General features: G+C 70.6%; 26 protein-coding genes. 17 read left to right on the top strand and 9 right to left on the bottom strand.

The features are described from left to right. Positions 1-11 precede the first annotated feature (11 nt). From lhgD to QSK34_RS32740, 3 genes are read left to right on the top strand one after another with little or no spacing between them, the layout of a single operon-like run. Positions 12-1,166 (top strand): L-2-hydroxyglutarate dehydrogenase, encoded by a 1,155-nt coding sequence (lhgD, locus tag QSK34_RS32730; RefSeq protein ID WP_285589922.1) that lies wholly within the window; start codon positions 12-14, stop codon positions 1,164-1,166. Positions 1,167-1,199: 33 nt separating this feature from the next. Continuing rightward, a complete protein-coding gene (locus tag QSK34_RS32735; protein ID WP_030452139.1) occupies positions 1,200-1,904 on the top strand; it encodes a response regulator transcription factor in 705 nt (234 codons plus the stop codon). 4 nt (positions 1,905-1,908) lie between these two features. Next, complete coding sequence (locus QSK34_RS32740; RefSeq protein ID WP_285589926.1) at positions 1,909-3,300, top strand: sensor histidine kinase; 1,392 nt, start codon at positions 1,909-1,911, stop codon at positions 3,298-3,300. On the opposite strand, the gene QSK34_RS32745 is transcribed toward QSK34_RS32740, so the two are convergent. Beyond that, on the bottom strand, positions 3,297-4,664 hold the full coding sequence (locus tag QSK34_RS32745; protein WP_285589928.1) for an efflux RND transporter periplasmic adaptor subunit: 1,368 nt from the start codon (positions 4,662-4,664) through the stop codon (positions 3,297-3,299). The genes QSK34_RS32740 and QSK34_RS32745 overlap by 4 nt on opposite strands. A gap of 119 nt (positions 4,665-4,783) precedes the next feature. On the opposite strand from QSK34_RS32745, the gene QSK34_RS32750 reads away from it, so the two are divergent. From QSK34_RS32750 to QSK34_RS32795, 10 genes are all read left to right on the top strand, one after another. Next, positions 4,784-5,830: an efflux RND transporter periplasmic adaptor subunit gene (locus QSK34_RS32750; RefSeq protein WP_285589930.1), complete on the top strand. Its 1,047-nt coding sequence runs from the start codon at positions 4,784-4,786 to the stop codon at positions 5,828-5,830. Next, positions 5,827-6,555 carry an ABC transporter ATP-binding protein gene (locus QSK34_RS32755; RefSeq protein WP_285589932.1) on the top strand — a complete coding sequence of 243 codons (729 nt, stop codon included), beginning with the start codon at positions 5,827-5,829 and terminating at the stop codon, positions 6,553-6,555. The genes QSK34_RS32750 and QSK34_RS32755 overlap by 4 nt, the downstream gene beginning before the upstream one ends. Continuing rightward, positions 6,552-7,811: an ABC transporter permease gene (locus QSK34_RS32760; protein ID WP_285589934.1), complete on the top strand. Its 1,260-nt coding sequence runs from the start codon at positions 6,552-6,554 to the stop codon at positions 7,809-7,811. The genes QSK34_RS32755 and QSK34_RS32760 overlap by 4 nt, the downstream gene beginning before the upstream one ends. Before the next feature lie 19 nt (positions 7,812-7,830). After that, positions 7,831-8,340, top strand: coding sequence for a hypothetical protein (locus QSK34_RS32765; RefSeq protein ID WP_285589938.1), 510 nt, complete (start codon positions 7,831-7,833; stop codon positions 8,338-8,340). Next, positions 8,337-9,023 carry a response regulator transcription factor gene (locus tag QSK34_RS32770; protein WP_161483497.1) on the top strand — a complete coding sequence of 229 codons (687 nt, stop codon included), beginning with the start codon at positions 8,337-8,339 and terminating at the stop codon, positions 9,021-9,023. The genes QSK34_RS32765 and QSK34_RS32770 overlap by 4 nt, the downstream gene beginning before the upstream one ends. After that, entirely contained in the window at positions 9,020-10,465 is a 1,446-nt protein-coding gene (locus QSK34_RS32775; protein ID WP_285589941.1) for a sensor histidine kinase, read from the top strand. The genes QSK34_RS32770 and QSK34_RS32775 overlap by 4 nt, the downstream gene beginning before the upstream one ends. A 39-nt stretch (positions 10,466-10,504) precedes the next feature. Then, a complete protein-coding gene (locus tag QSK34_RS32780) occupies positions 10,505-10,954 on the top strand; it encodes a hypothetical protein (RefSeq protein ID WP_285589943.1) in 450 nt (149 codons plus the stop codon). A gap of 64 nt (positions 10,955-11,018) precedes the next feature. Beyond that, on the top strand, positions 11,019-12,734 hold the full coding sequence (locus QSK34_RS32785) for a GTPase family protein (RefSeq protein WP_161483500.1): 1,716 nt from the start codon (positions 11,019-11,021) through the stop codon (positions 12,732-12,734). Beyond that, on the top strand, positions 12,731-14,317 hold the full coding sequence (locus tag QSK34_RS32790) for a YfjP family GTPase (protein WP_285589945.1): 1,587 nt from the start codon (positions 12,731-12,733) through the stop codon (positions 14,315-14,317). Before QSK34_RS32785 ends, QSK34_RS32790 begins: the two co-directional genes overlap by 4 nt. A gap of 177 nt (positions 14,318-14,494) precedes the next feature. After that, complete coding sequence (locus tag QSK34_RS32795) at positions 14,495-16,642, top strand: AIPR family protein (protein ID WP_285589948.1); 2,148 nt, start codon at positions 14,495-14,497, stop codon at positions 16,640-16,642. A gap of 226 nt (positions 16,643-16,868) precedes the next feature. Here the strand turns inward: QSK34_RS32795 and QSK34_RS32800 are convergent, their stop codons facing one another. The 7 genes from QSK34_RS32800 to QSK34_RS32830 are packed head-to-tail and all read right to left on the bottom strand — an operon-like array spanning position 16,869 to position 23,203. After that, a complete protein-coding gene (locus QSK34_RS32800; RefSeq protein WP_285589950.1) occupies positions 16,869-17,936 on the bottom strand; it encodes an SPFH domain-containing protein in 1,068 nt (355 codons plus the stop codon). 2 nt (positions 17,937-17,938) lie between these two features. Further along, on the bottom strand, positions 17,939-18,370 hold the full coding sequence (locus QSK34_RS32805) for an NfeD family protein (RefSeq protein ID WP_030452123.1): 432 nt from the start codon (positions 18,368-18,370) through the stop codon (positions 17,939-17,941). A gap of 44 nt (positions 18,371-18,414) precedes the next feature. Next, positions 18,415-19,524, bottom strand: a complete 1,110-nt coding sequence (locus QSK34_RS32810; RefSeq protein WP_285589954.1) for a L,D-transpeptidase — start codon at positions 19,522-19,524, stop codon at positions 18,415-18,417. 10 nt (positions 19,525-19,534) lie between these two features. Beyond that, the gene (gene fahA / locus QSK34_RS32815; protein WP_285589955.1) at positions 19,535-20,632 is read right to left on the bottom strand and encodes a fumarylacetoacetase; all 1,098 of its coding nucleotides are present in this window, start codon (positions 20,630-20,632) and stop codon (positions 19,535-19,537) included. Continuing rightward, positions 20,629-21,375, bottom strand: a complete 747-nt coding sequence (locus QSK34_RS32820; protein ID WP_285589957.1) for a hypothetical protein — start codon at positions 21,373-21,375, stop codon at positions 20,629-20,631. Before QSK34_RS32820 ends, fahA begins: the two co-directional genes overlap by 4 nt. Continuing rightward, the gene (locus QSK34_RS32825; RefSeq protein ID WP_285589960.1) at positions 21,372-22,529 is read right to left on the bottom strand and encodes a homogentisate 1,2-dioxygenase; all 1,158 of its coding nucleotides are present in this window, start codon (positions 22,527-22,529) and stop codon (positions 21,372-21,374) included. The genes QSK34_RS32820 and QSK34_RS32825 overlap by 4 nt, the downstream gene beginning before the upstream one ends. A gap of 38 nt (positions 22,530-22,567) precedes the next feature. After that, entirely contained in the window at positions 22,568-23,203 is a 636-nt protein-coding gene (locus QSK34_RS32830; protein WP_285589962.1) for a helix-turn-helix domain-containing protein, read from the bottom strand. 18 nt (positions 23,204-23,221) lie between these two features. On the opposite strand from QSK34_RS32830, the gene QSK34_RS32835 reads away from it, so the two are divergent. Genes QSK34_RS32835 through QSK34_RS32850 form a run of 4 tightly spaced genes read left to right on the top strand, consistent with a single transcriptional unit; the run spans position 23,222 to position 25,527 of the window. After that, entirely contained in the window at positions 23,222-24,319 is a 1,098-nt protein-coding gene (locus QSK34_RS32835; RefSeq protein ID WP_285589964.1) for an NAD(P)/FAD-dependent oxidoreductase, read from the top strand. Between the two features lie 13 nt (positions 24,320-24,332). After that, positions 24,333-24,707 (top strand): hypothetical protein, encoded by a 375-nt coding sequence (locus tag QSK34_RS32840; protein ID WP_285589966.1) that lies wholly within the window; start codon positions 24,333-24,335, stop codon positions 24,705-24,707. Positions 24,708-24,733: 26 nt separating this feature from the next. Then, positions 24,734-25,078 (top strand): ArsR/SmtB family transcription factor, encoded by a 345-nt coding sequence (locus QSK34_RS32845; protein WP_285589969.1) that lies wholly within the window; start codon positions 24,734-24,736, stop codon positions 25,076-25,078. Next, on the top strand, positions 25,075-25,527 hold the full coding sequence (locus QSK34_RS32850; protein ID WP_285589971.1) for an SRPBCC family protein: 453 nt from the start codon (positions 25,075-25,077) through the stop codon (positions 25,525-25,527). The genes QSK34_RS32845 and QSK34_RS32850 overlap by 4 nt, the downstream gene beginning before the upstream one ends. 150 nt (positions 25,528-25,677) lie before the next feature. Here QSK34_RS32850 and QSK34_RS32855 read toward each other — a convergent pair whose 3' ends face one another. Next, positions 25,678-25,884 carry an EF-hand domain-containing protein gene (locus QSK34_RS32855; protein WP_030452116.1) on the bottom strand — a complete coding sequence of 69 codons (207 nt, stop codon included), beginning with the start codon at positions 25,882-25,884 and terminating at the stop codon, positions 25,678-25,680. Positions 25,885-25,910: the final 26 nt, after the last annotated feature.

Raw genomic sequence — 25,910 nt, forward strand, 5'->3', positions numbered from 1 at the left:
TTATCGAAGGCATGGAGATCGGGGTGGTCGGCGCCGGCATCCTCGGGCTCGCGGTGGCGCGTGAGCTGACCTCCCGGGGCGCCGAGGTGACGGTCCTGGAGAAGGAAGACCGCGTGGCCGCCCACCAGACCGGGCACAACAGCGGGGTCGTCCACGCCGGGATCTACTACCGGCCCGGATCGCTGAAGGCGCGGTTGTGCCGCGAGGGCGTGGCGCTGCTGCGCGACTACTGCCGGGAACACGGGCTGCCCTACGACGAGGTCGGCAAGCTCGTGATCGCCTCGACGGGGGCCGAGCGGGCGGGGCTGCGGGAGATCGCGGCCAGGGCGCGGGCGAACGGCGTACCCGACATCTCCGAGCTCGACGCCCTCGGCCTGCGCGAGATCGAACCCCACGCGGTCGGCGTCGGCGCCGTGCATTCTCCCCACACCGCCGTCGTCGACTTTCCCGCCGTCGCCCGACATCTCGCCGCATCGTTGGATGTACGGCTCTCGCACCCCGTGCAGGCCATCCACGAGTCGGCCACGGGTGTGGCGGCGGGCGGCCTGCGCTTCGACCGCCTGGTGGTCTGCGCCGGCCTGGGCACCGACGCCCTGGCGGGCCGGGGAGAGGTGCGCATCGTCCCGTTCCGCGGAGAGTACTTCCGCCTGACCGCCACGGCGAAAGCGCTGGTCAAGGGCCTGATCTATCCCGTGCCCGACCCGCGCTACCCCTTCCTGGGCGTCCACCTGACCAAACGGGTCGACGGCGAGGTGCTGGTCGGCCCCAACGCGATCATGGCCCTGGCGCTGGAGGGCTACTCGTGGCGCGACGTGCGCTTGGGCGAGCTGGCCCGCGTCCTGGCCTGGCCGGGCACCCGCACGATGGCCCGCCGCCACTGGCTGACCGGCCTGCGCGAGCTGAACGGCTCGTTGCGGCCGTCGGCGTTCCTCAGGGCGGCCCGCCGCTACGTGCCCGCGCTCGCCCGGGGTGACCTGGTCAGGGCGGGCAGCGGGGTGCGGGCGCAGGCCGTCGGCCGCGACGGCACGCTGGTCGACGACTTCGCCATCGACCGCCACGGGCGGGTCCTGATCGTGCGCAACGCGCCTTCCCCCGCCGCGACGTCGAGCTTCGCGATCGCCCGGCATGTGGCTGATTTGACGGCAACCTTAAGCGATTCTTCATAAAGTGCTCAGGAAAGCCCCCCTTCGTCCGAGAAGATGCTCATGGTGACTCCCGAAGCCCGACTGCTGATCGTCGAAGACGAGCCGAACATCCTCGAACTGCTGGCCGCGAGCCTGCGGTACGCCGGCTTCGAGGTCAGCACCGCCTCCAGCGGCACCGAGGGAGTCGCCGCGGCCACCCGTCACCGGCCCGACCTGATCGTGCTCGACGTCATGCTGCCCGACATGGACGGCTTCGACGTCGTCCGCAGGCTGCGCGGCGGCGGCACCTTCACCCCGGTCGTCTTCCTGACCGCCCGCGACGCCACCGAAGACAAGATCCGCGGCCTGACGCTGGGCGGCGACGACTACGTCACCAAGCCGTTCTCGCTCGAAGAGGTCATCGCCCGCATCCGGGCCGTGCTGCGCCGCACCGCGGGCGACCCGACCGCGCCGCCGCCCCGGCTGACCTTCGCCGACATCGAGCTCGACGAGGAGTCCCACGAGGTCTGGAGGTCGGGCAACCCGGTGCCGCTGTCGCCGACCGAGTTCAAGCTGCTGCGCTACTTCATGGCCAACGCCGGGCGGGTGTTGTCGAAGGCGCAGATCCTCGACCATGTGTGGGACTACGACTTCCGGGGCGACGCCGGGATCGTGGAGTCCTACGTGTCGGTGCTCCGCCGCAAGATCGACAGCCGGTCGGCGCCGAGGCTCATCCACACCCTGCGCGGTGTCGGCTACGTGATGCGAACCTCGGCCTGACGACATGAGCCGGGTGTCGCTGCGTACCAAGCTGATCGCGGCGATGCTCGCCCTGGTCGCCTGGACCCTGCTGGTGATCGGCGCGGCCAGCGTGTCCCTCCTGCGCAGCTACCTGATCGACCGCGTCGACGAGCAGGTGGCCAAGCTCAGCGTCCAGACGCTCGCCCGGCTCGCCCACAGCGGCGACCTGACCTACTCGATGCAGCGGCTGCCGCCCGAGGGACTGGTGCAGGTCGTCGAGGCCGACGGCACGGTCGGCCCGTCGGCGGCCGGTGAGTCGGCGACCGGCCGCCCGAGCCCGGCCGACCTGCCGCCACCCGGCGACATCGCGACCCGCGCGTCCGGCGGCGTGTCGTGGCGGGTCAAGACCGTGTCGCTGCCCAGTGGCCGGACCCTCGTGACGGCGATCGGGCTCGGCGGCGTCACCCAGATCACCACCCGGCTGGGCCTGATCGTCGTCCTGGGCGGGGCGGTGGTGCTGGCGCTGGCGGGCCTGATCGGCATCGTGCTGGTCCGGCGCAGCCTGCGCCCCCTTGCGGAGATCGAGCGTACGGCCGGATCGATCGCCGCCGGCAACATGAGCAGCCGCGTCCCCGACCGCGACCCGCGCACCGAGGTCGGCCGCCTGGCCCGCTCGCTGAACGGCATGCTCGCCCAGATCGAGAAGGCCTTCGACGACCGCTCCCGGTCGGAGGCGGCGGCCCGCGAGTCGGAGGAGCGCATGCGCCGCTTCGTCGCCGACGCCTCCCACGAACTCCGCACCCCGCTGACCTCCATCCGCGGGTACGCCGAATTCCACCGCCAGGCCCCGCAGACCGACGTGACCCGGCTGATGCGCCGCATCGAGAGCGAGGCCGAACGCATGAGCCTGCTCGTCGACGACCTCCTCCTGCTCGCCCGCCTCGACCAGCAGCGCCCCCTCCAGTCGAAGCCGGTCGACCTGCTGGCCATCGCGGGCGACGCCGTCCAGGACGCGCGCATCCTCGCCCCCGGGCGGTCGATCTCCCTGGCGGTCGAGGGGACGACCGCGCCGATCGTGCCGGGCGACGAGGTGCGGTTACGGCAGGTCGTCGGCAACCTGATGTCCAACGCGCTGACCCACACGCCCGACGGGGTGCCGGTGACGGTGACCGTCGGCGCGGCCGGGAGCGAGGCGTTCGTCGAGGTCGCCGACAAGGGCCCGGGGATGACGTCCGAGGAGGCGGCCCGGGTCTTCGAACGCTTCTACCGCGCCGACCCGGCCCGGACCCACGACGAGTCGTCGGGGACGGGGCTCGGGTTGTCGATCGTGTCGTCGCTGGTGAAGGCCCACGGGGGGACGGTGACGGTGGAGACGTCGCCGGGGACGGGGGCGGCGTTCCGGGTGGTGTTACGCCTGGAACCGGAGCACGACTAGAGGCCGGGGAAGGTGCTGTCGGGGAACTCGCCGTTGAGGGCGGAGGCGCCTGGGAGTTCCACCTTCTCGCCCTCGGTCAGGCCGCCGGTGATCTCCACTTGGGTGTCGCTGCGGACCCCCGTCGTGACCTTGCGCTTCGCGCCGTCGGCCAGGGTGACCGTGTCGTTCTGGACGGCCCGCGCCGGGACGTGGACCGCGTCCGGGGCCCGGCCCGTGACGACCTGGACGGTGGCCGTCTGGCCCAGGCGGAGGCCGGCGGGCTGGTCGTCGAAGGAGATGGTGACGCCGTATCGGACCAGCAGGTCGGTCGTCGTGGCCATGGGGTCGATGTGGGAGACCGTGCCCTCGTAGGCGCCCTCGGGAGTGGCCAGGGTGATGACGGCCTGCTGGCCGGTCTTCAGGGTGCCGATGTCCGACTGGGTGAACAGGGCCTTGACCTGGAGGTCGTCGAGGTCGCCGAGGCTGACGAAGGCGCCCTCGGTGTACTGGTCGCCTTCGGCGCCGTTGACCTGGAGGACCGTACCGGCTGAGGGGGCCTTGATGACGACGCCCCTCAGGGCGTCCTCGGCGGCGTTCAGGGCGTTCTTGGCCCGCGTGACCGCGGCCTCCGCCTCGGCCTCGGTCATCTGGGGGCCGCCGCCCTGCTGCTGCGGGAGCCGGGTGCCGCCGCCTTGGGGGCGCTGCGGCTGCTGCTGCGGCTGGCGGCTTTGATCACACGGTTGGCTCTCAGGTTGCGGGGTGGCCCTCGGAGAAGCGGTCGGGGAGGGCGATGGGGACGGCTCACTCGTGGGATCGAGGTGGACTTCCACCTCGCCTTGACGCCACGGCCCGCCCGATGGCGACGGGGACGGAGTGGTGACCTTGGTGAGGGACGCCGTCGCTGCTCGCATGCCCGTGGAAGGCGGCGGGGTGCTCGGCTTGGCCGAAGGTCGCGGGCAGTTCGCCTGGGGTCGGTCCCGTGGCTGTCGGGCAGGGGCGGCGAAGGAGCCGCCCGTCGAGCCTGAGCCGTCGACCGTGTCCAGTCGGTCTTCCGCCGCGGCCAAGGACGCCTTCGCCGCGTTGTAGTTCTCCCGCGCGATCGTGTCGTCGACGCGGGCCAGGAGGTCTCCCTTGCGGACCTTGTCGCCGGTCTTGACGTACACCTTCTCGACCGTTCCGGCCGTCGAGAAGGCCAGGTCGTGGATGCCGTCGTCCACGGTGTTCCCGGCGGCGGAGGCGACCGAGGTCACGTCGCCGCGCCGGGCGGCGACGAGTTCCACGTCAGGCAGGGCCGGCGGGTCCTCCCTGAGCAGGATCACGCCGGTGGTCACCAGGGCGACGGCGGCCAGGGCGAGGCCGCCGGCGCGGAGCCGGGTAGGAGTCATGGCACGTCATCCTGGTGACCGCGTGTCATGTTCCGCTGAGCCGAAACTGCGGATTACCTGTGGACCCTTGACAGGAAACGTTCAGGACCGGCAGAGGGCGCTCCAAACCTGGACCGGCAGTGTCCATCCCTGTGACGTTGTCGACGAAGCGCAGAGCGCTGATCCTGAACGCCTCGCTGGGGGTGCTGCTGCTCGGCGGGGCCGGGGCCGCCTGGGCCTCCCTCGGAGGCGGGGGCGGGCCGGCGGAGCCGGGGAACGTGCTGACCACCACGGTCACCCGCGGGACCGTCGAGTCCGCCGTGACCGCCTCCGGGGCCGTGGAAAGCGCCCGCAGCCGCTCGCTGAGTTTCGCGACCCAGGGCACCGTCGAGTCGATCTCCGTCGAACCCGGCCAGAAGGTGAAGAAGGGGCAGGTGCTCGCCCGGCTCGACGACGAGAGCGCCCGGGAAGGGGTGGACGCGGCCAAGGCCAGCCTGGACGCCGCCGCTGACGGCGACACCGACAGCGCCTCCGGCTACTCGCAGTACGTCGCCGCGAAGAACGCCTACCAGGCCGCGAAGCGCACCCTCGCCGGCACCGTCATCAAGGCCCCGTTCGCCGGGACCGTCACGGCGGTCGGCGGCACGGTCGGCGGGCCCTCGCAGGTGCAGGAGGGCGGCTTCGTCGACGTCGCCGACCCCGGCAGGCTCCAGATCGTCGGCGACTTCACCGAGTCCGACGTGAGCAGATTGAAGGTCGGGCAGCGGGCCCAGATCACCTTCGACGCCATCCCGGGCGTCACCGCCACGGGCGAGGTCGCGCTCATCGGGGCGCAGCCGCAGACGGAGGACAACGTGGTGTCCTACGCGGCCACGATCAAGCTGACCGACGTCCCCGACCAGGTCAGGCTCGGGCAGACGGCCTCGGTCAACGTGGTGGTCGAGCGGGCCGACGACGTGCTGACGCTGCCCTCGGCGGTGATCACCACGGCCGGCGGGCGCAGCACGGTGACCGTGCTGGAGAACGGCCGGCAGACCGTGCGGGTGGTCGAGACCGGGGTCAGGGGGACCACCGGCACCGAGATCGTCTCGGGTCTCCAGGAGGGTGACCAGGTGGTGCGGCCGGTCGTCACGCCGACCGGCCAGACCGGCGGGTTCTTCCGCGGCGGGTTCGGTGGGCGGCCATGAGCCTGGTTCTGGACGTCCGGGACGCCACCAAGGTCTACGGCGCGGGCGAGACGGCGGTGCACGCCCTGCGCGGGGTCTCCCTCCAGGTCGAGCCCGGCGACTACGTGGCGATCATGGGGGCCTCCGGCTCCGGCAAGTCGACCCTGATGAACATCATCGGCTGTCTCGACGTCCCGAGCGCCGGGCGGTTCCACCTCGACGGCGTCGACGTCGGTGCGCTCGACGACCGGCGGCAGGCCGTGGTGCGCAACCGCAAGATCGGGTTCGTCTTCCAGTCGTTCAACCTGATCCCGCGCATGACGGCGCTGGCCAACGTCGAGCTGCCACTCGCCTACGGCGGGGTCAGGCCGGCCGAGCGGCGCCGCCGGGCGCTGGTCGCCCTGGAACTGGTCGGGCTGGCCGACCGGGTGAACCACCAGCCGAACGAGCTGAGCGGCGGCCAGCAGCAGCGGGTCGCCATCGCCCGCGCGCTGGTCAACTCGCCGGCCCTGCTGCTGGCCGACGAGCCGACCGGCGCGCTCGACAGCACCTCCACCCTCGACGTGCTGGGCATCTTCGACCGGTTGTCGGCCGCGGGCCGCACGATCGTCGTCATCACCCACGAGGCCGACGTCGCCGAGCACGCCAAGCGGGTGGTCCGGCTGCGGGACGGGCGGATCGTCGAGGACACCCGGCTCGCCCCCGTCGACGGACTGCCGCCGCGCCTCAGGGAGGTGACCGCGTGAGCGCCGTCGAGATCGTCCGGTTCGCCGTCCGAGGGCTGGCGGCCAACAAGATGCGCTCCGCGCTCACCACGCTCGGCATCCTGATCGGGGTCGCGGCGGTGATCCTGCTGGTCGCGGTCGGCGAGGGCTCCTCGCAGTCGATCCAGCAGAACATCCAGCAACTCGGCGCCAACACGCTCACGGTGAGCTCGTCGACCGGCGGCGGAGGCGGAGGCGGAGGAGGCTTCCGGATGGCCCGGCCGCAGCAGGACAGCGGGCCGCGCACCCAGGCCAGGCCGCTGACCGTGGACGACGCCAGGGCGCTCGCCGACCGGACGGCCGCGCCCCATGTGAGCTCGGTGTCGCCGGTCGTCTCGGCGGCCTCGCGGGCGGCGACGTACGACGGGGCCTCCCACACCGTCCAGCAGGTGGTCGGCACCTACCCGAGCTACTTCGAGGCCTCCAACAAGCCCGTCGCCAAGGGCACGTACTTCTTCAACGACGACGTGCTGGCCGCCCGCAAGGTCGTCGTGATCGGGCAGACCGTGGCCGAGAACCTGTTCGGCACGCTCGACCCGGTCGGAAAGCAGATCACCGTAACCGGGGTGCCGTTCACCGTCGTCGGGGTGCTGAAGGAGGCCGGGGCGACCGGCGGCTTCCAGGACGCCGACGACGTCGTCATCGCGCCGCTGCCCTCGGTGCAGCAGAGCCTGACCGGGTTCGGGCCGCTGAACCAGATCCTCGTCAAGGCCGGGTCGGCCGACGACGTGGCCGCCGCCCAGGCCGAGATCACCGCGGTGCTCGACCAGCGGCACGGCGTCGGCGGCGCGGTCGCGGCCGACTACCAGATCCTCAACCAGGCCACCCTCCAGGAGACCGTCAGCGCCGCGACCTCGACGTTCACGGTCCTGCTCGCGGCCGTCGCGGCGATCAGCCTGCTGGTCGGCGGCATCGGGATCACCAACATCATGCTGGTCACGGTCACCGAGCGGACCCGCGAGATCGGCATCCGCAAGGCCGTCGGCGCCCCGCGCGGCGCGATCCTCGGCCAGTTCCTCGTCGAGGCGACCCTGCTGAGTCTCATCGGCGGCCTGCTCGGGGTCGCCGTCGCGGTGACCGGCGCCCAGTTCACCATCGCCGGCATCACGCCCGTCGTGGTGCCGAGCTCGGTCGTGCTGGCGCTCGGGGTCTCGGTCGCCATCGGGTTGTTCTTCGGCAGCTATCCCGCCAACCGCGCCGCCAAGCTGCGGCCGATCGAAGCCCTGCGCTTCGAGTAGCTTCGAGTTAGGAGTCACGGTGCCCAGGCGCATGTCCGCCGACGAGCTGCTGGAGACCTCGCCGTTCCGCGGCGACCTCTCCGAGGAGCTGACCGCCCGCCCCACGCGGGCGAAACTTCCCAGACTGACCCTGTTCCTGGCCGCCGGGGTGGTCCTCGTGGCGGGGATCCTGGTCGGCATCCAGGCCCAGAAGACCTTCGGCGCCGTCGACGACCGGACGGCCATGATCGGCCAGCTCATGGCCGGTCGCGGCGGCCAGGCCGGGGCCCAGCCGGCTCGGCAGGGCACGGTCGGTACCGTCAAGTTGGTCGACGGCGCCAAGGTCTACGTCGAGGGCGCCGACGGCACCACCACGGTCGTCACCACGGGCGACGACACCGAAGTGCGAATTTCCAAAGAGGGCAAGCTGTCGGACCTCAAGCCGGGCGCGTCGGTCGTCGTCCAGGGCGAGCGGGACGCCGACGGGAATGTCGCGGCCACCAGCGTGACCGAGGGCGGTGGCGTGCCGAGAATGCGAGCGAACCAATGAGTGAGGCCAGGCTCCTGATCGTCGACGACGAACCGAACATCAGGGAGCTGCTGTCGACCAGCCTCCGCTACGCCGGGTTCGAGGTCATCACGGCGTCCGACGGAAGAGAGGCGGTCGAGGCCGCCGAACGTTTCCGGCCCGACCTGATGATCCTCGACGTCATGCTCCCCGACATGGACGGCATCGCCGTCGCCACCCGCCTCCGCGCCGCCGGACGGCGGGTGCCGGTGCTTTTCCTGACGGCCCGCCAGTCACACGACGACAAGCTCGCCGGCCTGGCCCTCGGCGACGACTACGTCACCAAGCCGTTCTCCCTCGACGAGGTGCTGGCCCGGATCCGGGCCGTGCTGCGCCGCGCCGGGGCCGCCGACCCGGCGCCCGCGCGGCTGCGCGTGGCCGACCTGGAGATGGACGAGGACGCCCACCAGGTCTGGCGGTCGGGCCGCCCGGTGCGGCTGTCGCCGACCGAGTTCAAGCTGCTCCACTACTTCATGGTCAACCAGGGCCGGGTGTTGTCGAAGGCGCAGATCCTCGACCACGTCTGGCGCTACGACTTCGGCGGCGACCGGAACGTGGTCGAGTCGTACGTGTCGTACCTGCGCAAGAAGGTCGACACCCGCGACCCGAAACTGATCCACACCCTGCGCGGCGTCGGCTACGTGCTGCGCGCGCCCCGCCGATGAGGCGGGTGCCGCTCTGGGCGCGGCTGGTGGCCGGGACGCTCGTCCTGGTCACCCTGGCGATCACGCTGACCGGCGTGTTCGCGGTCAGGCTGCTGCGCGGCTACCTGGTCGACCGCATCGACCAGCAGCTCATCGCCGCCGGCCTGCCGCTGCGCGAGGCGACCCTGAAGCCGTCCCTCACGAAGCTCGCCAAGGCCCGGCCGCAGCGGCTGCCGGGCCTCTTCCACGTGCTCATCCTCGACGCCGACGGCAAGGTGGCTGACCAGATCGCCACGTCGACCGCGTCGGAGGAGCCCGCGCTGACCGGCCTCGACCACACCAGGGTCGCGGCGCTCGCCGGGCGGCCCTTCACCGTCGAGTCGGTCGACGGGGCGGGCCCCGAGTGGCGGGCCGTGGCCGTGCCGACGCCCGACGGGCGCAGCCGCGTGGTGGCGGTCAGCATGGGCGACATCGACCACACGGTCGCCCGGCTGACCACCATCGTGGCCGGGGTCGGCGCGGCCGTGCTGGTCGCGCTCGGCGTCGCCTGCTATCTGCTGGTACGCCGCAGCCTGCGTCCCCTCGGAGAGATCGAGCACACCGCCGCCGCCATCGCCGGTGGCGACCTGTCGCAGCGGGTGCCCGAACAACCCCGCAGCACCGAGATGGGCCGTCTCGGCGGTGCGATCAACGGCATGCTGCACCAGATCGAGCTGGCCTTCCGCGCCCGGGAGCAGTCGGAGACGGCCGCGCGGCTGTCGGCCGCCGAGGCGCGCGGCTCCGAGGAGAAGATGCGCCGCTTCGTCGCCGACGCCTCCCACGAGCTGCGCACGCCGCTGACCTCCATCAGGGGCTTCGCCGAGCTCTACCGCCAGGAGGCCGACCCCGACACCGAGAAGCTGATGGGCCGCATCGAGGGCGAGGCCTCCCGCATGGGCGTCCTGGTCGACGACCTGCTCCTGCTCGCCCGCCTCGACCAGCAGCGCCCCCTCGAACACGAACAGGTCGACCTGCTCAGCCTGGCCGCCGGCGAGGTGCTCGACGCCCGCCTCCTGGCTCCGGAGCGCGAGATCGAGCTGGTCCGGCTCGACGACTCCGACGACCCCCTGGTGATCGTCGGCGACGAGGCGCGGCTGCGGCAGGTGCTCGGCAACCTCGTGGGGAACGTGCTCAAGCACACCCCCGAGGGGACGGGCTTCACCGTGGCGATCGGCTCGGCCGGGACGGACGTCGTGATCGAGGTCGCCGACGAGGGGCCGGGGCTGCGCTGCCCCGAGCGGGTCTTCGAGCGCTTCTACCGCGACGACCCCTCCCGCAGCCGGGGGGCGCGGAAGGGCGGCGCGGGGCTCGGCCTGTCGATCGCGGCGGCCCTGGTCGAGGCCCACGGGGGGAGGATCCGCGCGGACAACGGCAAGAAGGGCGCGGTCTTCCGGGTGGAGTTGCCAGCATCCTCACAGGGGTGACTCAACGGCCTCATATTCCGGCCCTCTTCGATGGGAGCCGTGCAGAAGACCGTCTTCGCCGCCCTGACCGCGGCCCTGCTCCTGACCCTGACAGCATGCGGCGGCACCGAGGAGACCACCGCGGCTCCCGCGCCGTCAGGCGGGCCGGGCGACCGCACCGCCCTGGCCGAGTGCCTCAAGGAACACGGGGTGACCCTGCCCGAGGGCGGCTTCCGGAACAGGCCCTCAGACCGGCCCTCAGACCGGCCTTCCGGGGAGCCCAGGTCGCGGCCTTCGGGCTTTCCGTCCATGGACGGGAAGATGCGGGAAGCCTTCGAAGCCTGTGGTGGCGGCCGGCGTCAGATGGACGATTCGGCCCTCAACGCCTTCCGTACGTGCATGAAGGACAACGGCGCGGAGGTGGGGAGCTTCCGCGACGTGAACCGGGACGACCCGGCGATCAGGAAGGCGCTGGAGAAGTGCCGCCCCTTGATGCCGTCCACGTCATAGGCCTTTGCGGTGAATTGGCGCTTCTGCCACGTTGCGCACGCTTCTTTGAGGGAAGTCGGACCATATGTCCGATGGGTTGGCGACCGCGCTGAAGAGCCTGCGTGCGCAGCTCGGCCGTGACCTGTTCCCGCTCGCCATCGGGAACGTCGAGGCCGACCGCCACGCCCAGAAGGAGCTGGCCGGGCAGCTCGACGACTACCTCATCCCGCGCCTGGCCGCCATCGACGCGCCCCTGCTGGCCGTGGTCGGCGGCTCCACCGGGGCCGGCAAGTCGACCCTCGTCAACTCCCTCGTCCAGGACGACGTCACCGCGCCGGGCGTGCTCCGCCCGACCACGCTGGCCCCGACCCTGGTGACCAGCTCGGCCGACGCGCCGTGGTTCACCTCCGCGAACGTGCTGCCGGGCCTGCCCCGCTCGACCGGCGACGGCCAGCCCGGCACCCTCAAGATCGTCACGTCCCCGCAGGTCAAGCCGGGCCTGGCCCTGCTCGACGCCCCCGACATCGACTCGGTGGTCACCGCCAACCGCGAGCTCGCCGCCCAGCTGCTGGCCGCCGCCGACCTGTGGTTGTTCGTCACGACCGCCAGCCGGTACGCCGACGAGGTCCCCTGGGGCTTCCTGCGCATCGCCAGCGAGCGCAGCACCGCCATGGCCGTGATCCTCCAGCGGGTGCCCGAAGAGGCCCGCGTGCCGGTCGCCGCCGACCTGCGCCGCCTGCTCAAGGAGAACGGCCTGGCGGGCACGCCGCTGTTCGAGGTGCCGGAGCTGCCGCTGCCGAGCGAACGCGCCCGGCTGCCCGAGATCGCGGTCCGGCCGATCAAGAAGTGGCTCGACGGCCTGTCGGCCGACCACGAGGCCCGCGCCGACGTGGTCCGCCGCACCCTGTCGGGGGCGCTCGACAGCCTGGCCGTCCGGGTCCCGGCCCTGGCCGAGGCGGCCGACCGCCAGCTGCTCGGCGCCAACGAGCTGCGCGGCCTGGTCGAGAAGGGCTACGACGTCGGCATGGCCGACTTCGACGAGGCCATGCGCGACGGCACCCTGCTGCGCGGCGAGGTGCTGAACCGCTGGCAGGACTTCGTCGGCACCGGCGACATCATGCGCTCCCTGGAGACCCGGGTCGGCTGGTTGCGCGACAAGGTCGTCGCCGCCTTCACCGGCCGCCCGGCCCCCGACAAGCGGCTCAGGGTGGCCCTGGAGAGCGGCGTCGAGTCGCTGATCCGGGCCACCGCCGACGGGTCGGCCGAACGGGCCGTGGACGCGTGGCTCTCCACACCGCAGGGGCGCGACCTGCTGGAACGTACCGGAATCGAAACCGCCGGAAAGCTCGGCCGGGTCTCCGCCGACCTGCCGCCGAAGGCCGCCAAGGCGGTCCGCGACTGGCAGGGGTACGTGCTCGACCTCGTCCGCGAGGAGGGCGCCGACAAACGCAGCATGGCCCGCGCGGCCTCGTTCGGGGTGAACGGCATGGGCCTGCTGATCATGCTGACGGTGTTCGCGTCCACGGGCGGCCTGACCGGCATCGAGATCGGCGTCGCCGGCGGCACCACCGTCCTCAGCCAGAAACTCCTGGAGGCGGTCTTCGGCGACCAGGCCGTGCGCCGCCTGACCGACGCCGCCCGCGCCAACCTCCGCCAGCGGGTCAGGGACCTGTTCGACGAGGAGGCCGGGCGCTTCTACGCCCTGCTCGAAGGCATGGAGTCCACCGACACCCACGCCCTGCGGGCCGCCGCCGAGGCCGTCGAGCGCCGCAAGAGCGACATCCCGGGCGGTGCCGCGTGAAGCTCCTGCGGCGCCGCTCCCACATCTCCCTGGACGACCGCCTCAAGGCCCTCGGCGCCGCCGCCGACCTGGCCGAGGGCAGGATCGCGAGGGAACCGGTCGACCACGCCCGCGCCGTCGTCGCCAGAGCGGGCGCCCGCGCGGGCCTGTCGGTCGACCACACGGCGGTCGCCCTGGCCGGGGCGACCGGCAGCGGCAAGTCGTCGTTGTTCAACGTGCTGGCCGGGGGCGAGGTCGCCAGGGTCGGGGTGACCCGCCCGACCACCTCGAAGGCCCAGGGCGCCCTGTGGTCTCCGGAGGGCTCGGGCCCCCTGCTCGACTGGCTCGACGTGCCCACCCGGCACGTCGTCCACTCCGACGACCTGCCCGGGCTGATCCTGCTCGACCTGCCCGACCACGACAGCATCGAGCTCTCCCACCGGCTGGAGGTCGACCGCCTGGTCGCCGTCGTCGACCAGCTCGTCTGGGTCATGGACCCCCAGAAGTACGCCGACGCCGCCATCCACGAGCGTTACCTGCGCCCCTTGGCCAGGCACGCCGACGTGACCCTGGTCGTGCTGAACCAGATCGACCGCCTGCCCCCCGAGGCCGTCCGCCGTTGTATCGACGACCTGCGCCGCCTGCTGGCCGAAGACGGCCTGCGCGACGTGCCCATCCTGCCCGTGTCGACGGTGACGGGAGAGGGCGTACAGGAGCTGAAAGACCTGCTCGCCGAGCTGGTCACCCGCCGCCACGCGTGGTCGTCGCGGCTGGAGGCCGACACGGCCGGAGCCGCCGACCACCTGATCGCCGCCTCCGGCGGCCTGCCCAAGTCCGACCCGCGCATTCCCGACCACGACGCCCTCGACGACGCCCTGGCCGAAGCGGCCGGCGTTCCGCTGGTGGTCCGGGCGGTCGCGAAGGCCCACCGGCACCACGCGGTCGCCGCGATGGGCTGGCCGGTCACCCGCTGGCTCCGCCGCTTCCGCCCCGACCCCCTGCGCCGCCTCCACCTGCAACGCCCCACGACCGGCCGGACCTCGCTGCCGCAGGCGTCGGCCGTCCAGACCTCGCAGATGGACTCGGCGGTCAGAGCGGTCGGCCTGCAAGCGGCCGAGGGAGTCCCGGAGCCGTGGGCGGCCGCGATCCGCCGCTCGGCCCGCGAACACCACGACGACCTGGCCGACGCCCTCGACAGAGCGGTGGCCGGCAGCGACCTCGGCATGGAACGCCGCCCCCTGTGGTGGCGCGCGGTCAACGCCCTCCAATGGCTGCTGTTCGCGACCTTGCTGGCCGGGCTGGGCTGGCTGATGGTCCTGTACGTGCTGGGCTTTCTGCAACTGCCGAGTCTCTACACGCCGACGGCCGGGGACGTGCCCTGGCCGACGACGCTGCTGGTCGGTGCGGCGGTCGTCGCGGTGGTGGTGGCCCTGCTGACGCGGGGCCTGGCCTGGATCGGCAGCCGCCGGAAGGCGAGGAAGTCGGCCAAGGTCCTGCGGCAGAACATCTCCGACGTGGCCGACCGGATGGTCATCACCCCGATCGAACACGAACAGACCCGCTACGTCACCTTCCTTACCCAGGCGAAAAAGGCGCGTAGCTGAAGCGTTAGTCCGAGATCGCGTCCGAGGTGCTTTGTCCGGATTTTTCGGCGGTTCAGACGATCAGTTGTCATTGGTGTGCGCTGAGAAGATCGCCGATTCTGGTCGAATCCTGAGCTTCAGGAAATTACGATGCCAAGTTGAAGCCGCACTGCGCGTCCACTCCCGATTGAAGGTGAAATGACCACACAACGGCCTGGTGGTCCGAAGGCACCGACGCAGGTTCAGCACGTGCGTCGGGCCTTATTGCAAGGCTATTCGGCGCACGTTTACGACGACGATCTCAAAGGCTATGACCAGGCGGGGCGTGAGCAGCGCCTACTGTCTCGCGGCCTCGCTGCGGCCGCTGTCAGGGTGGTGAGCGGCTGCGATCACCGGACTGCGGGGAAGGCGGTCATCGACGGTGAAGATGACCAGGGCATCGACGCCGTGTGGGTGTCCGACACTTCGCAGACGGTGTGGCTTGTACAAGCGAAGTGGAGCGACTCTGGGCGAGCCAAGATGGACAAGAGCGAAGCGCTCAAGTTCATCGACGGCTTCCGACTGATTGATCAACGAGACTTCACTCGGTTCAATGAAAGGCTTGCACCTTTAGCTGGTCAGTTGGATGCGGCCATGGGCGACGCTCGCTTACAGGTTGTCCTCGTCATCGCCGTGATGGGCGACGGCCTCCTTTCTGATGCCGTCGAAGACGTCCTCGAACGAGCCCGTGCCGATCTCAGCAGCGGCTGGGGTCCGATGCTCAGCTACAGGATTCTTTCACTTCCCGATTTCCATCGACAGATCCGACATGACCTGTCACCCGAAGAGCTCAAAATCGGCACTCGCATGACGAGGTGGATCCGTAAAGAGGCTCCTTTCGACGCCTGGCAGGGAACTGTTGCGGTCAAAGAAGTCGCAGAATGGTATGCGCAGCACGGATCGGCTCTCTTTGAGCAGAATGTGAGGAATTCGCTTGGTCTTACGCGAATCAACTCGGGTATCAAGCAGACGCTACTGACCGAGCCGGAGAACTTCTGGTACTTCAACAACGGTATCACGGTTCTCTGTGACAAGGTTGAGCCTCAGTTTGAAGGCCGGCGTCGTCCGGATGAAGCAGTCAATCTGCAGCTGTCCGGTGTCAGCGTGGTGAATGGCGCTCAAACTGTCACTGCCATTCATGAGGCAATGCAAGAAGATCCCAAGAGTGTCGAAGACGCCGATGTGACTGTCCGTGTCTTCTCGCTAGGCGCAGAGCGGTCTCTGTATGCCAAGCGCATCACTGAGACGACCAATACGCAGAATGACGTTTCCAGGCGCGACTTCATCGCCTTGGATTCCGCGCAGGCCGAGATTAGGGAAGATTTCTTGCTTTCGCTCGGAAAATCGTACGTGTACAAACGCGGTGAGCTGGATCCTGCTCCGGAGGCAGGTTGCTCGGTTGTCCATGCTGCGATCGCGCTCGCCTGCGCGCACCGCAGTCCGGAACTGGCCGTTCGAGCAAGTCAGGACACCGATCTTCTGTGGGACCGCGGAACGGCAGGCGCCTATCCACGTCTGTTCGGTGAAGTGCCCAGTGCGCAGCGGATATGGCGTCTGGTACTTATGCATCGTGCGGTCGGCGCTGTGCTGATAGACCTACGTCGAGATCTGCACGGCCGCGGTGCTGACATATCACGTCGAGGTGAGCTGCTTATCACTCACCTGGTCTTCCAGTTTCTCGACGAGGACGAGATCGATGACCCCTCTGTGGATTGGGACTCCACTCTGGAACGTGCCTCGGATCTCGTGCAACGCATACTCATGTGGCTGATCTTCCACGTCGATCAGGAGTATGGTGAAGGGTCCTTCCTGACCAGTACGTTCAACGACGAGGTTCGGTGTAAGAACCTGGCTAAATTGGTCCTGGCTGACGTTCGGAGAGACGGCACCATCCCTGTCCTTCCCGACAGCTACACCCCGCCTGCCAAGAGGTCGCGAAAGTTGCGTCGCCCCAATGCCGTCGTCACGATCGTCAACTCGGGTCGCCTTCGTGATGGGCATCCGGTCACCTTCCAGCCCAAGGGGGAAGTTGAGATCAAGGCGGTGGATAGTTGGCTGAAAGAAGATCCGCAACGATCCATGGCTACTTGGATAAACGACAGGAGGAAGTGCCTCCTCTGGGCGTATGACGGCCAGACGTATTCGGCCACAGGCCTGGTCAATAAAATCTGGGAATTCGCCGGATATGAGAAATCTCCTGTGGCTGTGCAGGGTCCGGCTCGGTGGTTCGTCAATGACCAAACTTCGCTTTGGGATCTCTCGCTGGAGATTCTCAATCAGGAAGCAGAAGAAGCGGCTAGCGATTAGTTATCGGCATTTCCTGACTAATCCTGCCGACTAGTCGGCAGCGGTGCAGGCCTTAGGTGCCTGCACCGCTGTTCAACTGGATGGAGGTGTCCGAGCCGCCCACTGTTTGCTTTAGATAGCCGCAGCAGCAGAATCTCCTGCCGAACTACTAATTGCATCAACCCAGTCCGCCAAGCTGGCCACAACGACACCTGTTATCGCTTCACATGGCCAACTTCGAATGGACCTACGCCCGGTCGCGTGACCGATTGAAGTCGCCCAGGGGGTCGGGCACCGCCTGGCCGCGTTCGATCGACCTCGGCAGCGAGTCGGCCTCCGCCTCCGCCTTGGCCTCGGCCGCTGCGGCCTCCGCCTCGCGGACCGCCTCCGAGCCGGCCGGACGGTCGCGGTTCGGCTGTTCGCGGGTGGCCGCCGACTGCGGGAGGGCTTCGGTGAAGGCCTTCGAGACGCCCTGGAGCGCCGACGTCACCTCCGACGGGATCACCCAGAACGTGTTCCCCGGGCCGGACGCGAGCTGCGGCAACATCTGGAGGTACTGGTAGGCCAGCAGCTTCGGGTCAGGGTCGTTGCGGTGGACGGCCTGGAAGACCTCGTCGATCGCCTGCGACTGGCCCTCGGCCTTGAGGATCTGGCTGGTGCGTTCACCCTCGGCGCGCAGAATGGCGCTCTGCTTCTCGCCCTCGGCGGTGAGGATCTGCGACTGCCGCAGGCCCTCGGCGGTCAGGATGGCGGCGCGCTTGTCGCGTTCGGCGCGCATCTGCTTCTCCATCGCCTCCTTGATGGTCTTGGGAGGGTCGATGGCCTTGATCTCCACCCGGTTGACCCGGATGCCCCACTTGCCGGTCGCCTCGTCGAGCACCCCGCGCAGCTGGCTGTTGATGGTGTCTCTGCTGGTCAGCGTCTTCTCCAGGTCCATGCCGCCGACGACGTTGCGCAGCGTCGTCACGGTGAGCTGCTCGACGCCCTGGATGAAGTTGGCGATCTCGTACGCCGCCGCCCGAGGGTCGGTCACCTGGAAGTACAGGACCGTGTCGATGTCGACGACCAGGTTGTCCTCTGTGATCACGGGCTGCGGCTTGAAGCTGACCACCTGCTCGCGCAGGTCGATCAGCGGGCGGACCCGGTCGATGTAGGGGATCACGAAGTTCAGGCCGGGGTCGAGGGTGCGGCTGTAGCGGCCCAGGCGCTCGACGTTGGCGGCGCGCGCCTGGGGGACGATGCGCACCGTCCGGAAGACGGTGACGACCGCGAACATCGCGACCAGGATCAGGATGACGAGCAGCGCGACTTCCATGGTCACTCCCGTGGATACACGAGCGCTGTGGCGCCCTCGATCTCGAACACGTCGACGGTGGTCCCCACGGGGATGACGAGGGTCTCGTCATAGGCGCGGGCCGACCACTCCTCGCCGCCGATCTTGACCCGGCCGCCCCGGCCGGTGACCTCGTGGGTCACGTACGCCGACTTGCCGACCAGGGCCGAGACGCCGAACCTCTGGGCGGGGGCCTGCTTCAAATGCCGCATCGCCAGGGGGCGCAGGCCGAGCAGGCCGCCGCCGGACGCCAGGACGAAAACCAGCAGTTGCAGGCCGGGCGGCAGCCCTATCGCGGCCACGCCCGCCGTCAGCAGGGCCGCGACCGAGATGATCCCCATGGCGGCGGTGAGCGTGAAGAGCTCAGCGACTCCCAGAGCCGCCGCCAGGATCAACCACACGATCCACGAGTCCATTGCACCGCCCTATCGATAGGGGGTTCCTAATATCAACCTACCCGTCAGGAAGCGAGTGCGCTGCCCGCCTTCCAGGCGTTCCAGGGGAGTTGCCAGAATCCCCATCCGTTGGCCGGTTCGAGTGGTCTGTCGGTTCCGACGATCACCACGGGGTCGCCGCGCAGGGAGTTGTCGAAGAACCACTTCGCCTGGTCGGGGCGGGCGTTCACGCAGCCGTGGCTGACGTTCAGGCGGCCCTGCGCCCACGTGTTGTCCTTGGCGTGGACGTACTCGCCGCTGTTGGAGATGCGGACGGCGTGGTCGATCATCAGGTCGTAGTACTCGGGGTCGCCCGGCTTGCGGCGCGGGGAGACCATGCGGACCCTCTCCTTCTTCTCCATCGTCAGATGGACGCCGCTGGTCGTGGTGTATTCCCTGGTCGTGGCCATGCCGGCGCTGATGGCCATCTCCTGGGCGAGCAGGCCGTCGCGGTGAACGGTCATGCGGTGGGTGGCCGTGTCGATGTGACTGCTCATGTCGCGGCCGACGACGAAGGTGGCCGAGGGGTCGGTGGTGCCGTACACGCCCGGAGCGAAGCGCAGACCCGTCAGGTGGGCGGTGAACCGGACCCGGGTGCCGGGTTGCCAGTAGTGGCGGGGGCGCCAGACGGCCTGCGTGTCGGAGAACCAGTGCCAGCCGCCCTCGACCGGGCGGTCGGGCACGACCTCGAAGGCGCGCTCGACCACCGCGCGGTCGGGGACGGGGACCTTGAACTCGACCACGATCGGCATGCCGACGCCCACGGTCTCGCCCGGGAGCGGGTCGACCTTGGGCGGCGTGGCGTGGGTGGCCGCGAGGGTGCGGAAACGGCCGCTGACGCGCCGGTCGGTGGTGACGGCGGTGACGAGGTGGTCGGTGCCGGGGCGCAGCGACCACGACGAGCGCCATTCGGTGCGCTTGCGGTCGAACCGGCCCGGGACGGGGACGCCGGCGGCGGTCACGGTGACCGATCTCAGCGTGCCGCTGAGGGCCCTGATCGTCAGACCCCGGTCGGGGACCGCCCGCGTCTCGCCCAGGGCCGGGGAGATCGCGACGCCGACGGGCGTCAGAGCGGTCACCGGCGAGCAGCCGAGAATGGTGATCAGGGCCGTGAGCAGGCAGAAGAGGCGCGGCACCGCACCAACGCTACCGAACGGTAGCGGGCAGGATACGCCCGGTTACCTCCCCGAGGGACAGCCCTGACGGGGTCGTGGCGGTGATGGTGACCGTGTCGCCGTCTTCCAGGAACGACTGGCCGCTCTTCAGGGGGCGCGCGCCGTTCCAGGTGAGCTCGATGAGCGAGCCGGGGGAGTCCTCGCCCGAGACGGTGCCGCTGGCGTAGAGGTCGCCGGTGCGCAGGGAGGCGCCGTTGACGGTCATGTGGGCGAGCATCTGGTCGGGGGTCCAGTACATGTCGCGGTAGGCCGGGGTGGAGACGACCTCGCCGTTCAGCCGCACCTCCAGGGCGAGGTCGAGGCCCCATTCGGCGTTGCGCCGCAGGTAGTCGAGCGGCGCCGGGTCCTGCGCGCGACCTTCGACGCGGGCGTGGTCGAGGGCGTCGAGCGGGGTCACCCAGGCGGAGACCGACGTGGCGAACGACTTGCCGAGGAAGGGGCCGAGGGGGACGTACTCCCAGGCCTGGATGTCGCGGGCGCTCCAGTCGTTGACCAGCACGACCCCGAAGACGTGCTCGTCGAACGCGCCCGCCGGCTGGCACAACCCGGTTCCGGCGCCCACGACGAAGCCCACCTCGGCCTCGATGTCGAGCTTGGCCGACGGGCCGAACGAGGGCCGCTGGCCGCAGGGGCGGCGGATGTCGGTGCCCGAGACGACGACCGTGCCGGCCCGGCCGTGGTAGCCGACCGGGAGGTGCCGCCAGTTGGGCTTGAGCGGCTCCTCGTCGGGGCGGAACATGCGGCCGAGGTTGGAGGCGTGTTCGAGGGAGGCGTAGAAGTCGACGTAGTCGGCGACGTCGACGGGGAGGTGGAGCCGTACCCGATCGAGGGGGATCAGGTGCTCGGCGCCGCGGTCGTCGGCGAGCAGGTCCTGGACGCGGCCCCGGGTGGCCCGCCACGCGCCGCGCCCCCGCGCCATGAACGGGTTGAGGGTCGGCTCCCGGAACACGTCGTCGCCGAGCAGGGGCGCCAGGTCGACGACCTGGTCGCCCAGCCGCACCCCGACACGGGGCGGCCCGCCGTCGACGGAGAACACGCCGTAGGGGAGGTTGTCGAGCCCGAAACTCACGCGTCTTCTCCGATCAGGCCGAGTTCCCGCAGGTCCTTGAGGGGTTGGGAGGTGCTGCAGGAGCCGTAGGAGACCAGGGTCTCCCGCGTTCTCAAAGCCTCCTCCTTCTTCACGGCTACCGCCGCACGCGCCAGGCCGTCCGCGTCGGCCGACTCCAGGATCGGCAGCGGGTCAGCGCCGTGGAGGGCGGCGTGGGTGGCGAGCAGCAGGTTGAGGAACCCGTGCCGCCAGACGCCCAACGCGGGGTCGTAGTGCCTGACGGCGTGGTGCAGCCCGGCGGTCGCCTTGAACGGGATGCCGTTGCGGGCGCAGAAGGTGATGAACCGGGCGACCTCCTCCGGAGAGGGGAAGGCCTCCCGGGTGAGCCCGCCACACCTGATCTTGAACCCGGCCCCGGTCGAGGGATGCGGGTGCGCGACGGCGTCGAGCCCGTCGAGCTCGTCGGCGGTCACCTCGACGAACAGCCGGGCGCCGGAACGGGGCACGGGCTTGCCGAGCCGCACCTCGATGAGATCGACGTCGGGCAGCTCGACCAGCGGATCGTCCACGATCACCCCGATCCGCTCCGGCCGGGGCGAGGTGATCTCGTGGAGACGGCTGGCCAGGCAGAGGAACCGGTGGGTGAGCACCTTGCTCCCGGCGGCGCGGTCGGCCTCGTGGCGGGCCAGGGCGTCGGCCATCGGCAACGAGGTCGGCGGGAACAGGCCCGCGTCGTCGACGAGGGCCGCGAACAGCGGGTTCACCGGGCCCAGGTCCAGGCGTAGTCGCCGTCTTCGCAGGCCAGCGCGCCGGGACCGAGGTCGAGCGGCCGGAACGTGTCGACCATCACGGCCAGCTCGGAGGTGTGCGTGGCCCCGGAGGCGATGATCGCCTCGACCGCGCCCGGCTGCGGGCCGTGGGTGAACCCGGCCGGGTGGAGCGACACCGACCCGACGTCGATGCCCGAGCCGGCCCGCGCCGAGTAGTCGCCGCCGACGTAGAACATGAACTCGTCGGAGTCGACGTTGTGGTGGTTGTACGGGATCGGCACCGCCTCCGGGTGGAAGTCGAGCGGCCGGGGGCAGAACGAGCAGATCACGAAGCCCGGCCCCTCGAACGTCTGGTGCACGGGCGGCGGCGCGTGGGTCCTCTTCACCACGGGCTCGAAGTCGGCGATGTTGAACACGTACGGGTAGAGGCACCCGTCCCAGCCGACCACGTCGAACGGGTGGTTGCGGTAGGTGAGGCGGGTCAGCCCGCCACGGGTGCGGACCAGGACCGGGACGTCCTCCCCTTCGACGATCAGCGGCTCGGCCGGGGCGCGCAGGTCGCGTTCGGAGTAGGGGGCGTGCTCCAGGAACTGGCCGAACTGCGAGAGGTAGCGCTTCGGCGGCCGGATGTGCCCGGAGGCCTCGATCGTGAGGGCCTCGACGGGTCCGGAGGGCACCCAGCGGTGGATGGTGCCGGTCGGGATGACGACGTAGTCGCCCTCGCCGACGTCGAGCGCCCCGTAGGCCGACTCGAAGCGGGCCCGGCCCGACTTGACGTAGACGCACTCGTCGCCCATGGAGTTGCGGTAGAGCTCGCTGGGGCGGTCGGTGGCGGCGTAGCCGAGCCGGACGTCGCCGTTGCCCGCCAGCAGCCGCCGCCCGGAGACGAGGTCGCCCTCAGGGGCGAGGTCCTGGGTGCGGAAGTGGCGGGGCGACAGCGGCAGGTTGGGCGAGAGGGCGGTGTGGCCGCCGGTCACGGCCTCGGCCTTGGTGATGGCCGTGGGGGCGTGGCGGTGGTAGAGCAGCGAGGCGTCGGAGGAGAACCCCTCCTCACCCATCAGCTCTTCGGCGTAGAGCCCACCGTCCGGGCGGCGGAACTGGACGTGACGTTTCCGGGGAACCTCTCCCACGGTGCGATAGTGCGGCATCGTCGCCTCCCTGTACGCATACCGGACGCTGACGTCCACTATACGTCAAGCGCCTCCCCGAGCTCCTTGGCGGCCTCCGACACGAGCGGCCCCGCGACCGAGACGTCGAGATCGCCGAACGAGATGATCCCGACCGACGCCTCCAGCCACTCCAGCCCCGTGATCGGCGCGGCCACCCCACGGGCTCCCTCCTGAAGGTGCCCCTCGGTGGCCTGAATACGCGGCTTGCCCTCCCGCAGCGACAGGATCGCCAGCCCCGCCGCGCCCTTCGACAGCGGATGCCGGGAACCCGCCCGGTAGGCGACGTGCAGATTGGTCCACGACGGCTCGACCACCGCGATGGCCAGCCCCTCGCCGCCCTCGGCCACGGTCAGGTGGGCGGTCGCCCCCGACGCCTCCGCCAGCCGCCGCAGCGCCGGAACCGCCGCCGCCATCAGCAACGGCTGGACCGCCTGGGCCAGCTTGACCACCCCGAACCCGAGCAGCACCCGGCCAGCGGCGTCGCGCCGCGCGAACCCCTCGTTCTGCAACGAGGCGACCAGCCGGTAGACGACGGGCCGGCTGACGTTCAGGGCGGCGGCCAGCTCCGTCGGCGTCAGCCCGTTGGGGGTCTCCGCGAGGAGACGGAGCAGCCGCAGTCCGCGCTCAAGGGTCTGTGCCGACTCAACAGCCATGGGGACGATTATGGGACGGTGCAGAACGTGATTGTGGTGGGAGCGGGCATCTGGGGCGCGTCACTGGCCCTCCGGCTGGCGGAGTCGGGCCGCCGGGTGACCCTGATCGAGCGCCTCGGCGCCGACGACCCCCGCCGGGCCAGCGCGGGGGAGACCCGGCTGGTGCGGTCGGCCCACGGGACGTCGGAGTTCTACTCGCGCATGGCCTGGGAGTCGACCCGGGAGTGGCTGGCCCTCAACGAGCGAATCGGCGAGCCGATCTTCCTGCCCCAGGGCGTGATGTGGTTCGGCCGCGAGGCCGGCGGCTGGGAGGTCCGCAGCGCCGAGGTGCTCAAAGGCCTGGACATCCCCTGTACGTTGCTCGACCCCGCCGAAGCGGCGATGTTCTACCCCGAGATGCGCCACGACGACCTGGCCACGGTCCTGTACGAACCAGAGGCGGGCGTGGTCCGGGCCCGGCGCGCGACCGAGGTCATGACGGGCCTGGCCCAGGACGCCGGGGTGACCCTGGTCCGGGGCGCGGCCCGCCCCGCCGGGCGCGGCGTGGCCGTCGGCGGCGAGGTGATCACCGCCGACCAGGTCGTCTGGGCCTGCGGGGCCTGGCTCCCCGGGTTGTTCGACGGGCTGCCGATCACGGTCACCCGGCAGGACACCACCCACTTCGCCGCCGGCTGGACCGGCGTGCCCGCCTTCTGCGACTACAGCGCCTCCGCCTACGGCCACGGCGACGTCGGCGGCCACGGCATGAAGATCACCAGCGACGTCGAGGGGGAGCCCGGCTTCGACCCCGACACGCCGCGCGGCGAGATCCTGCCCTCCAGCGAACGCCGGGCCCGCGACTACCTGGCCCGCCGCTTCCCGTCGCTGGCCGAGGTCCCGCTGAGCCTCACCCAGGTCTGCCAGTACGCCATCACCCCCGACGCCGAGTGGGTCATCGCCGAGATCGACGACGGCGTCTGGGTGATGGGGGGCGACAGCGGCCACGGCTTCAAGCACGCGCCGGTCCTGTCGGCGTACCTGACCTCGGTCCTGAACGGCGAGGCGGCCCTCGACCCCCGGTTCGGCCTCCACCCGAGGGAAAGCGCGCGCGGCCTGCGGACCAGCGGCGAGACGTGATCTACTGCCCGGCATGGGTGATTTCGGGGCGGCCGAGGAGATCGTGGTCGAAGGGGCCCCGCCGGGCGGACGGGTGGCGGCGCTCGGCCGGGTCGTGCTGGCCCTGCTGGCGGCGGCGGTCCTGATGTCTTCGGCGGCGCCCGCGACTCCCTCTCCGGGCCTGCCGCCGGGCCTTGAGGGGGCGACGCCCGTACGGGCGCCCGAGGTCGACCTGGTCTGCGAGGGCGGTTGTCCCACGGGCGACGGAGGCCAGCTGGGCGACGGGACGTCGCCGTTCCCGGAGGGCTACCGCGAGGAGGACCAGGTCTGCGAGGGAGAGGGCTGCGCCGTCGCCCCGGAGGGTGCGGTCAGGCTCGACCCCTTCACCGGAGAGGTCATAGACAGGTAGGAGATTTCCTACATATAGTGGCTGACATGCACGTCAGTCACGCCACCAGTGAGGAACGGGTGTTCGCCGCGCTGGCCAGCCCGGTCCGCCGCGAGGTGCTCCGGCTCCTGCGCGACTCCGGCCCGCGGCCGGTCACCGATCTCGCGGCCCACTTCGACATGGCCCGTCCGAGCTTCTCCGAACACCTGCGGGTGCTCCGCGAGGCCGGCCTGGTCAGCGAGTCCCGCGCCGGCCGGCAGCGGGTCTACCGCCTGGAGGGCGCGGCCCTCTACGAGGTGCAGGAATGGCTCAACCCGTTCGAGCGCTTCTGGCGCGAACGGCTCACCGTCTTCCGCGACGTCCTCGACTCCCTGGACGGAGACGAGTCGTGAGCGACGACCTGACCACGATCAAGGTCGACCAGTTCCTCGCCCATCCGCCCGCCAAGGTGTGGCGGGTGCTCACCGAACCCGACCTGATCGCCCGATGGCTCATGCCCGGCGACTTCCGGCTGGAGGTGGGCCATCGCTACACCATGGAGACCCGCGCCATCCCCGCCACCGGCTTCTCCGGCATCGTCCAGGCCGAGGTGCTGGCCTTCGAACCCGAGCGCATGCTGCGCATCGGCTGGGCCGACGGCGACCCCGCCCGCCCCGCCGGAACCGGCTGGACCATCACCTGGACGCTGGTCCCCGAAGGCCGGGGCACCCGGATCTTCCTCACCCACGAGGGCTTCGACCCCGACGACCCGCTTCAGACGCGAGCCCGCACGATCATGGACGGCGGCTGGCGCGGCATGGTCACCCACCGGCTCGGCGACGTCCTCGCGTCCCTCGACTGATCGGCGGCTCGACCGCATCCGGGAGGGCTCGCGTCCGGCGCGTTCGATCCAGACGTGGCGGCCCCCGAGGACGCCAACGCCCGGACCGCCTTCCTCTGCTTCACCGGCCGCCGGCCCTGATCCGGGCGGCCGGGGCGTCGGTGGACAGGCCTAGCGGGACGACTCCAGCCAGGCGCCGAACTCCGACAGGTTGATCAGGCCGTCGCCGTCGCCGTCGACCTTGGCGATCACCGCGGCGGCGCCCGACTCACCGAGGGGCTGGCCGAGCAGATCCGCCAGGCGGGTCAGCTCCTCGGCCGAGATGAGGCCGTCGCCGTCGGCGTCGACGAGGGCGAAGGTGGGAGCGTACTCGCTCATGATTTCCTCCTCAGATACGCGATCAG

The sequence above is a fragment of the Herbidospora sp. NBRC 101105 genome (assembly GCF_030269205.1).
GTDB classification, from domain to species: domain Bacteria; phylum Actinomycetota; class Actinomycetes; order Streptosporangiales; family Streptosporangiaceae; genus Herbidospora; species Herbidospora solisilvae.

Coding starts and splice junctions, on each gene's coding strand:
- lhgD (WP_285589922.1), top strand. CDS start 12: ATGGAGATCGGGGTGGTCGGCGCCGGCATCCTCGGGCTCGCGGTGGCG.
- QSK34_RS32735 (WP_030452139.1), top strand. CDS start 1,200: ATGCTCATGGTGACTCCCGAAGCCCGACTGCTGATCGTCGAAGACGAG.
- QSK34_RS32740 (WP_285589926.1), top strand. CDS start 1,909: ATGAGCCGGGTGTCGCTGCGTACCAAGCTGATCGCGGCGATGCTCGCC.
- QSK34_RS32745 (WP_285589928.1), bottom strand. CDS start 4,664: ATGACTCCTACCCGGCTCCGCGCCGGCGGCCTCGCCCTGGCCGCCGTC.
- QSK34_RS32755 (WP_285589932.1), top strand. CDS start 5,827: ATGAGCCTGGTTCTGGACGTCCGGGACGCCACCAAGGTCTACGGCGCG.
- QSK34_RS32770 (WP_161483497.1), top strand. CDS start 8,337: ATGAGTGAGGCCAGGCTCCTGATCGTCGACGACGAACCGAACATCAGG.
- QSK34_RS32775 (WP_285589941.1), top strand. CDS start 9,020: ATGAGGCGGGTGCCGCTCTGGGCGCGGCTGGTGGCCGGGACGCTCGTC.
- QSK34_RS32785 (WP_161483500.1), top strand. CDS start 11,019: ATGTCCGATGGGTTGGCGACCGCGCTGAAGAGCCTGCGTGCGCAGCTC.
- QSK34_RS32795 (WP_285589948.1), top strand. CDS start 14,495: ATGACCACACAACGGCCTGGTGGTCCGAAGGCACCGACGCAGGTTCAG.
- QSK34_RS32800 (WP_285589950.1), bottom strand. CDS start 17,936: ATGGAAGTCGCGCTGCTCGTCATCCTGATCCTGGTCGCGATGTTCGCG.
- QSK34_RS32805 (WP_030452123.1), bottom strand. CDS start 18,370: ATGGACTCGTGGATCGTGTGGTTGATCCTGGCGGCGGCTCTGGGAGTC.
- QSK34_RS32825 (WP_285589960.1), bottom strand. CDS start 22,529: ATGCCGCACTATCGCACCGTGGGAGAGGTTCCCCGGAAACGTCACGTC.
- QSK34_RS32830 (WP_285589962.1), bottom strand. CDS start 23,203: ATGGCTGTTGAGTCGGCACAGACCCTTGAGCGCGGACTGCGGCTGCTC.
- QSK34_RS32840 (WP_285589966.1), top strand. CDS start 24,333: ATGGGTGATTTCGGGGCGGCCGAGGAGATCGTGGTCGAAGGGGCCCCG.
- QSK34_RS32845 (WP_285589969.1), top strand. CDS start 24,734: ATGCACGTCAGTCACGCCACCAGTGAGGAACGGGTGTTCGCCGCGCTG.
- QSK34_RS32855 (WP_030452116.1), bottom strand. CDS start 25,884: ATGAGCGAGTACGCTCCCACCTTCGCCCTCGTCGACGCCGACGGCGAC.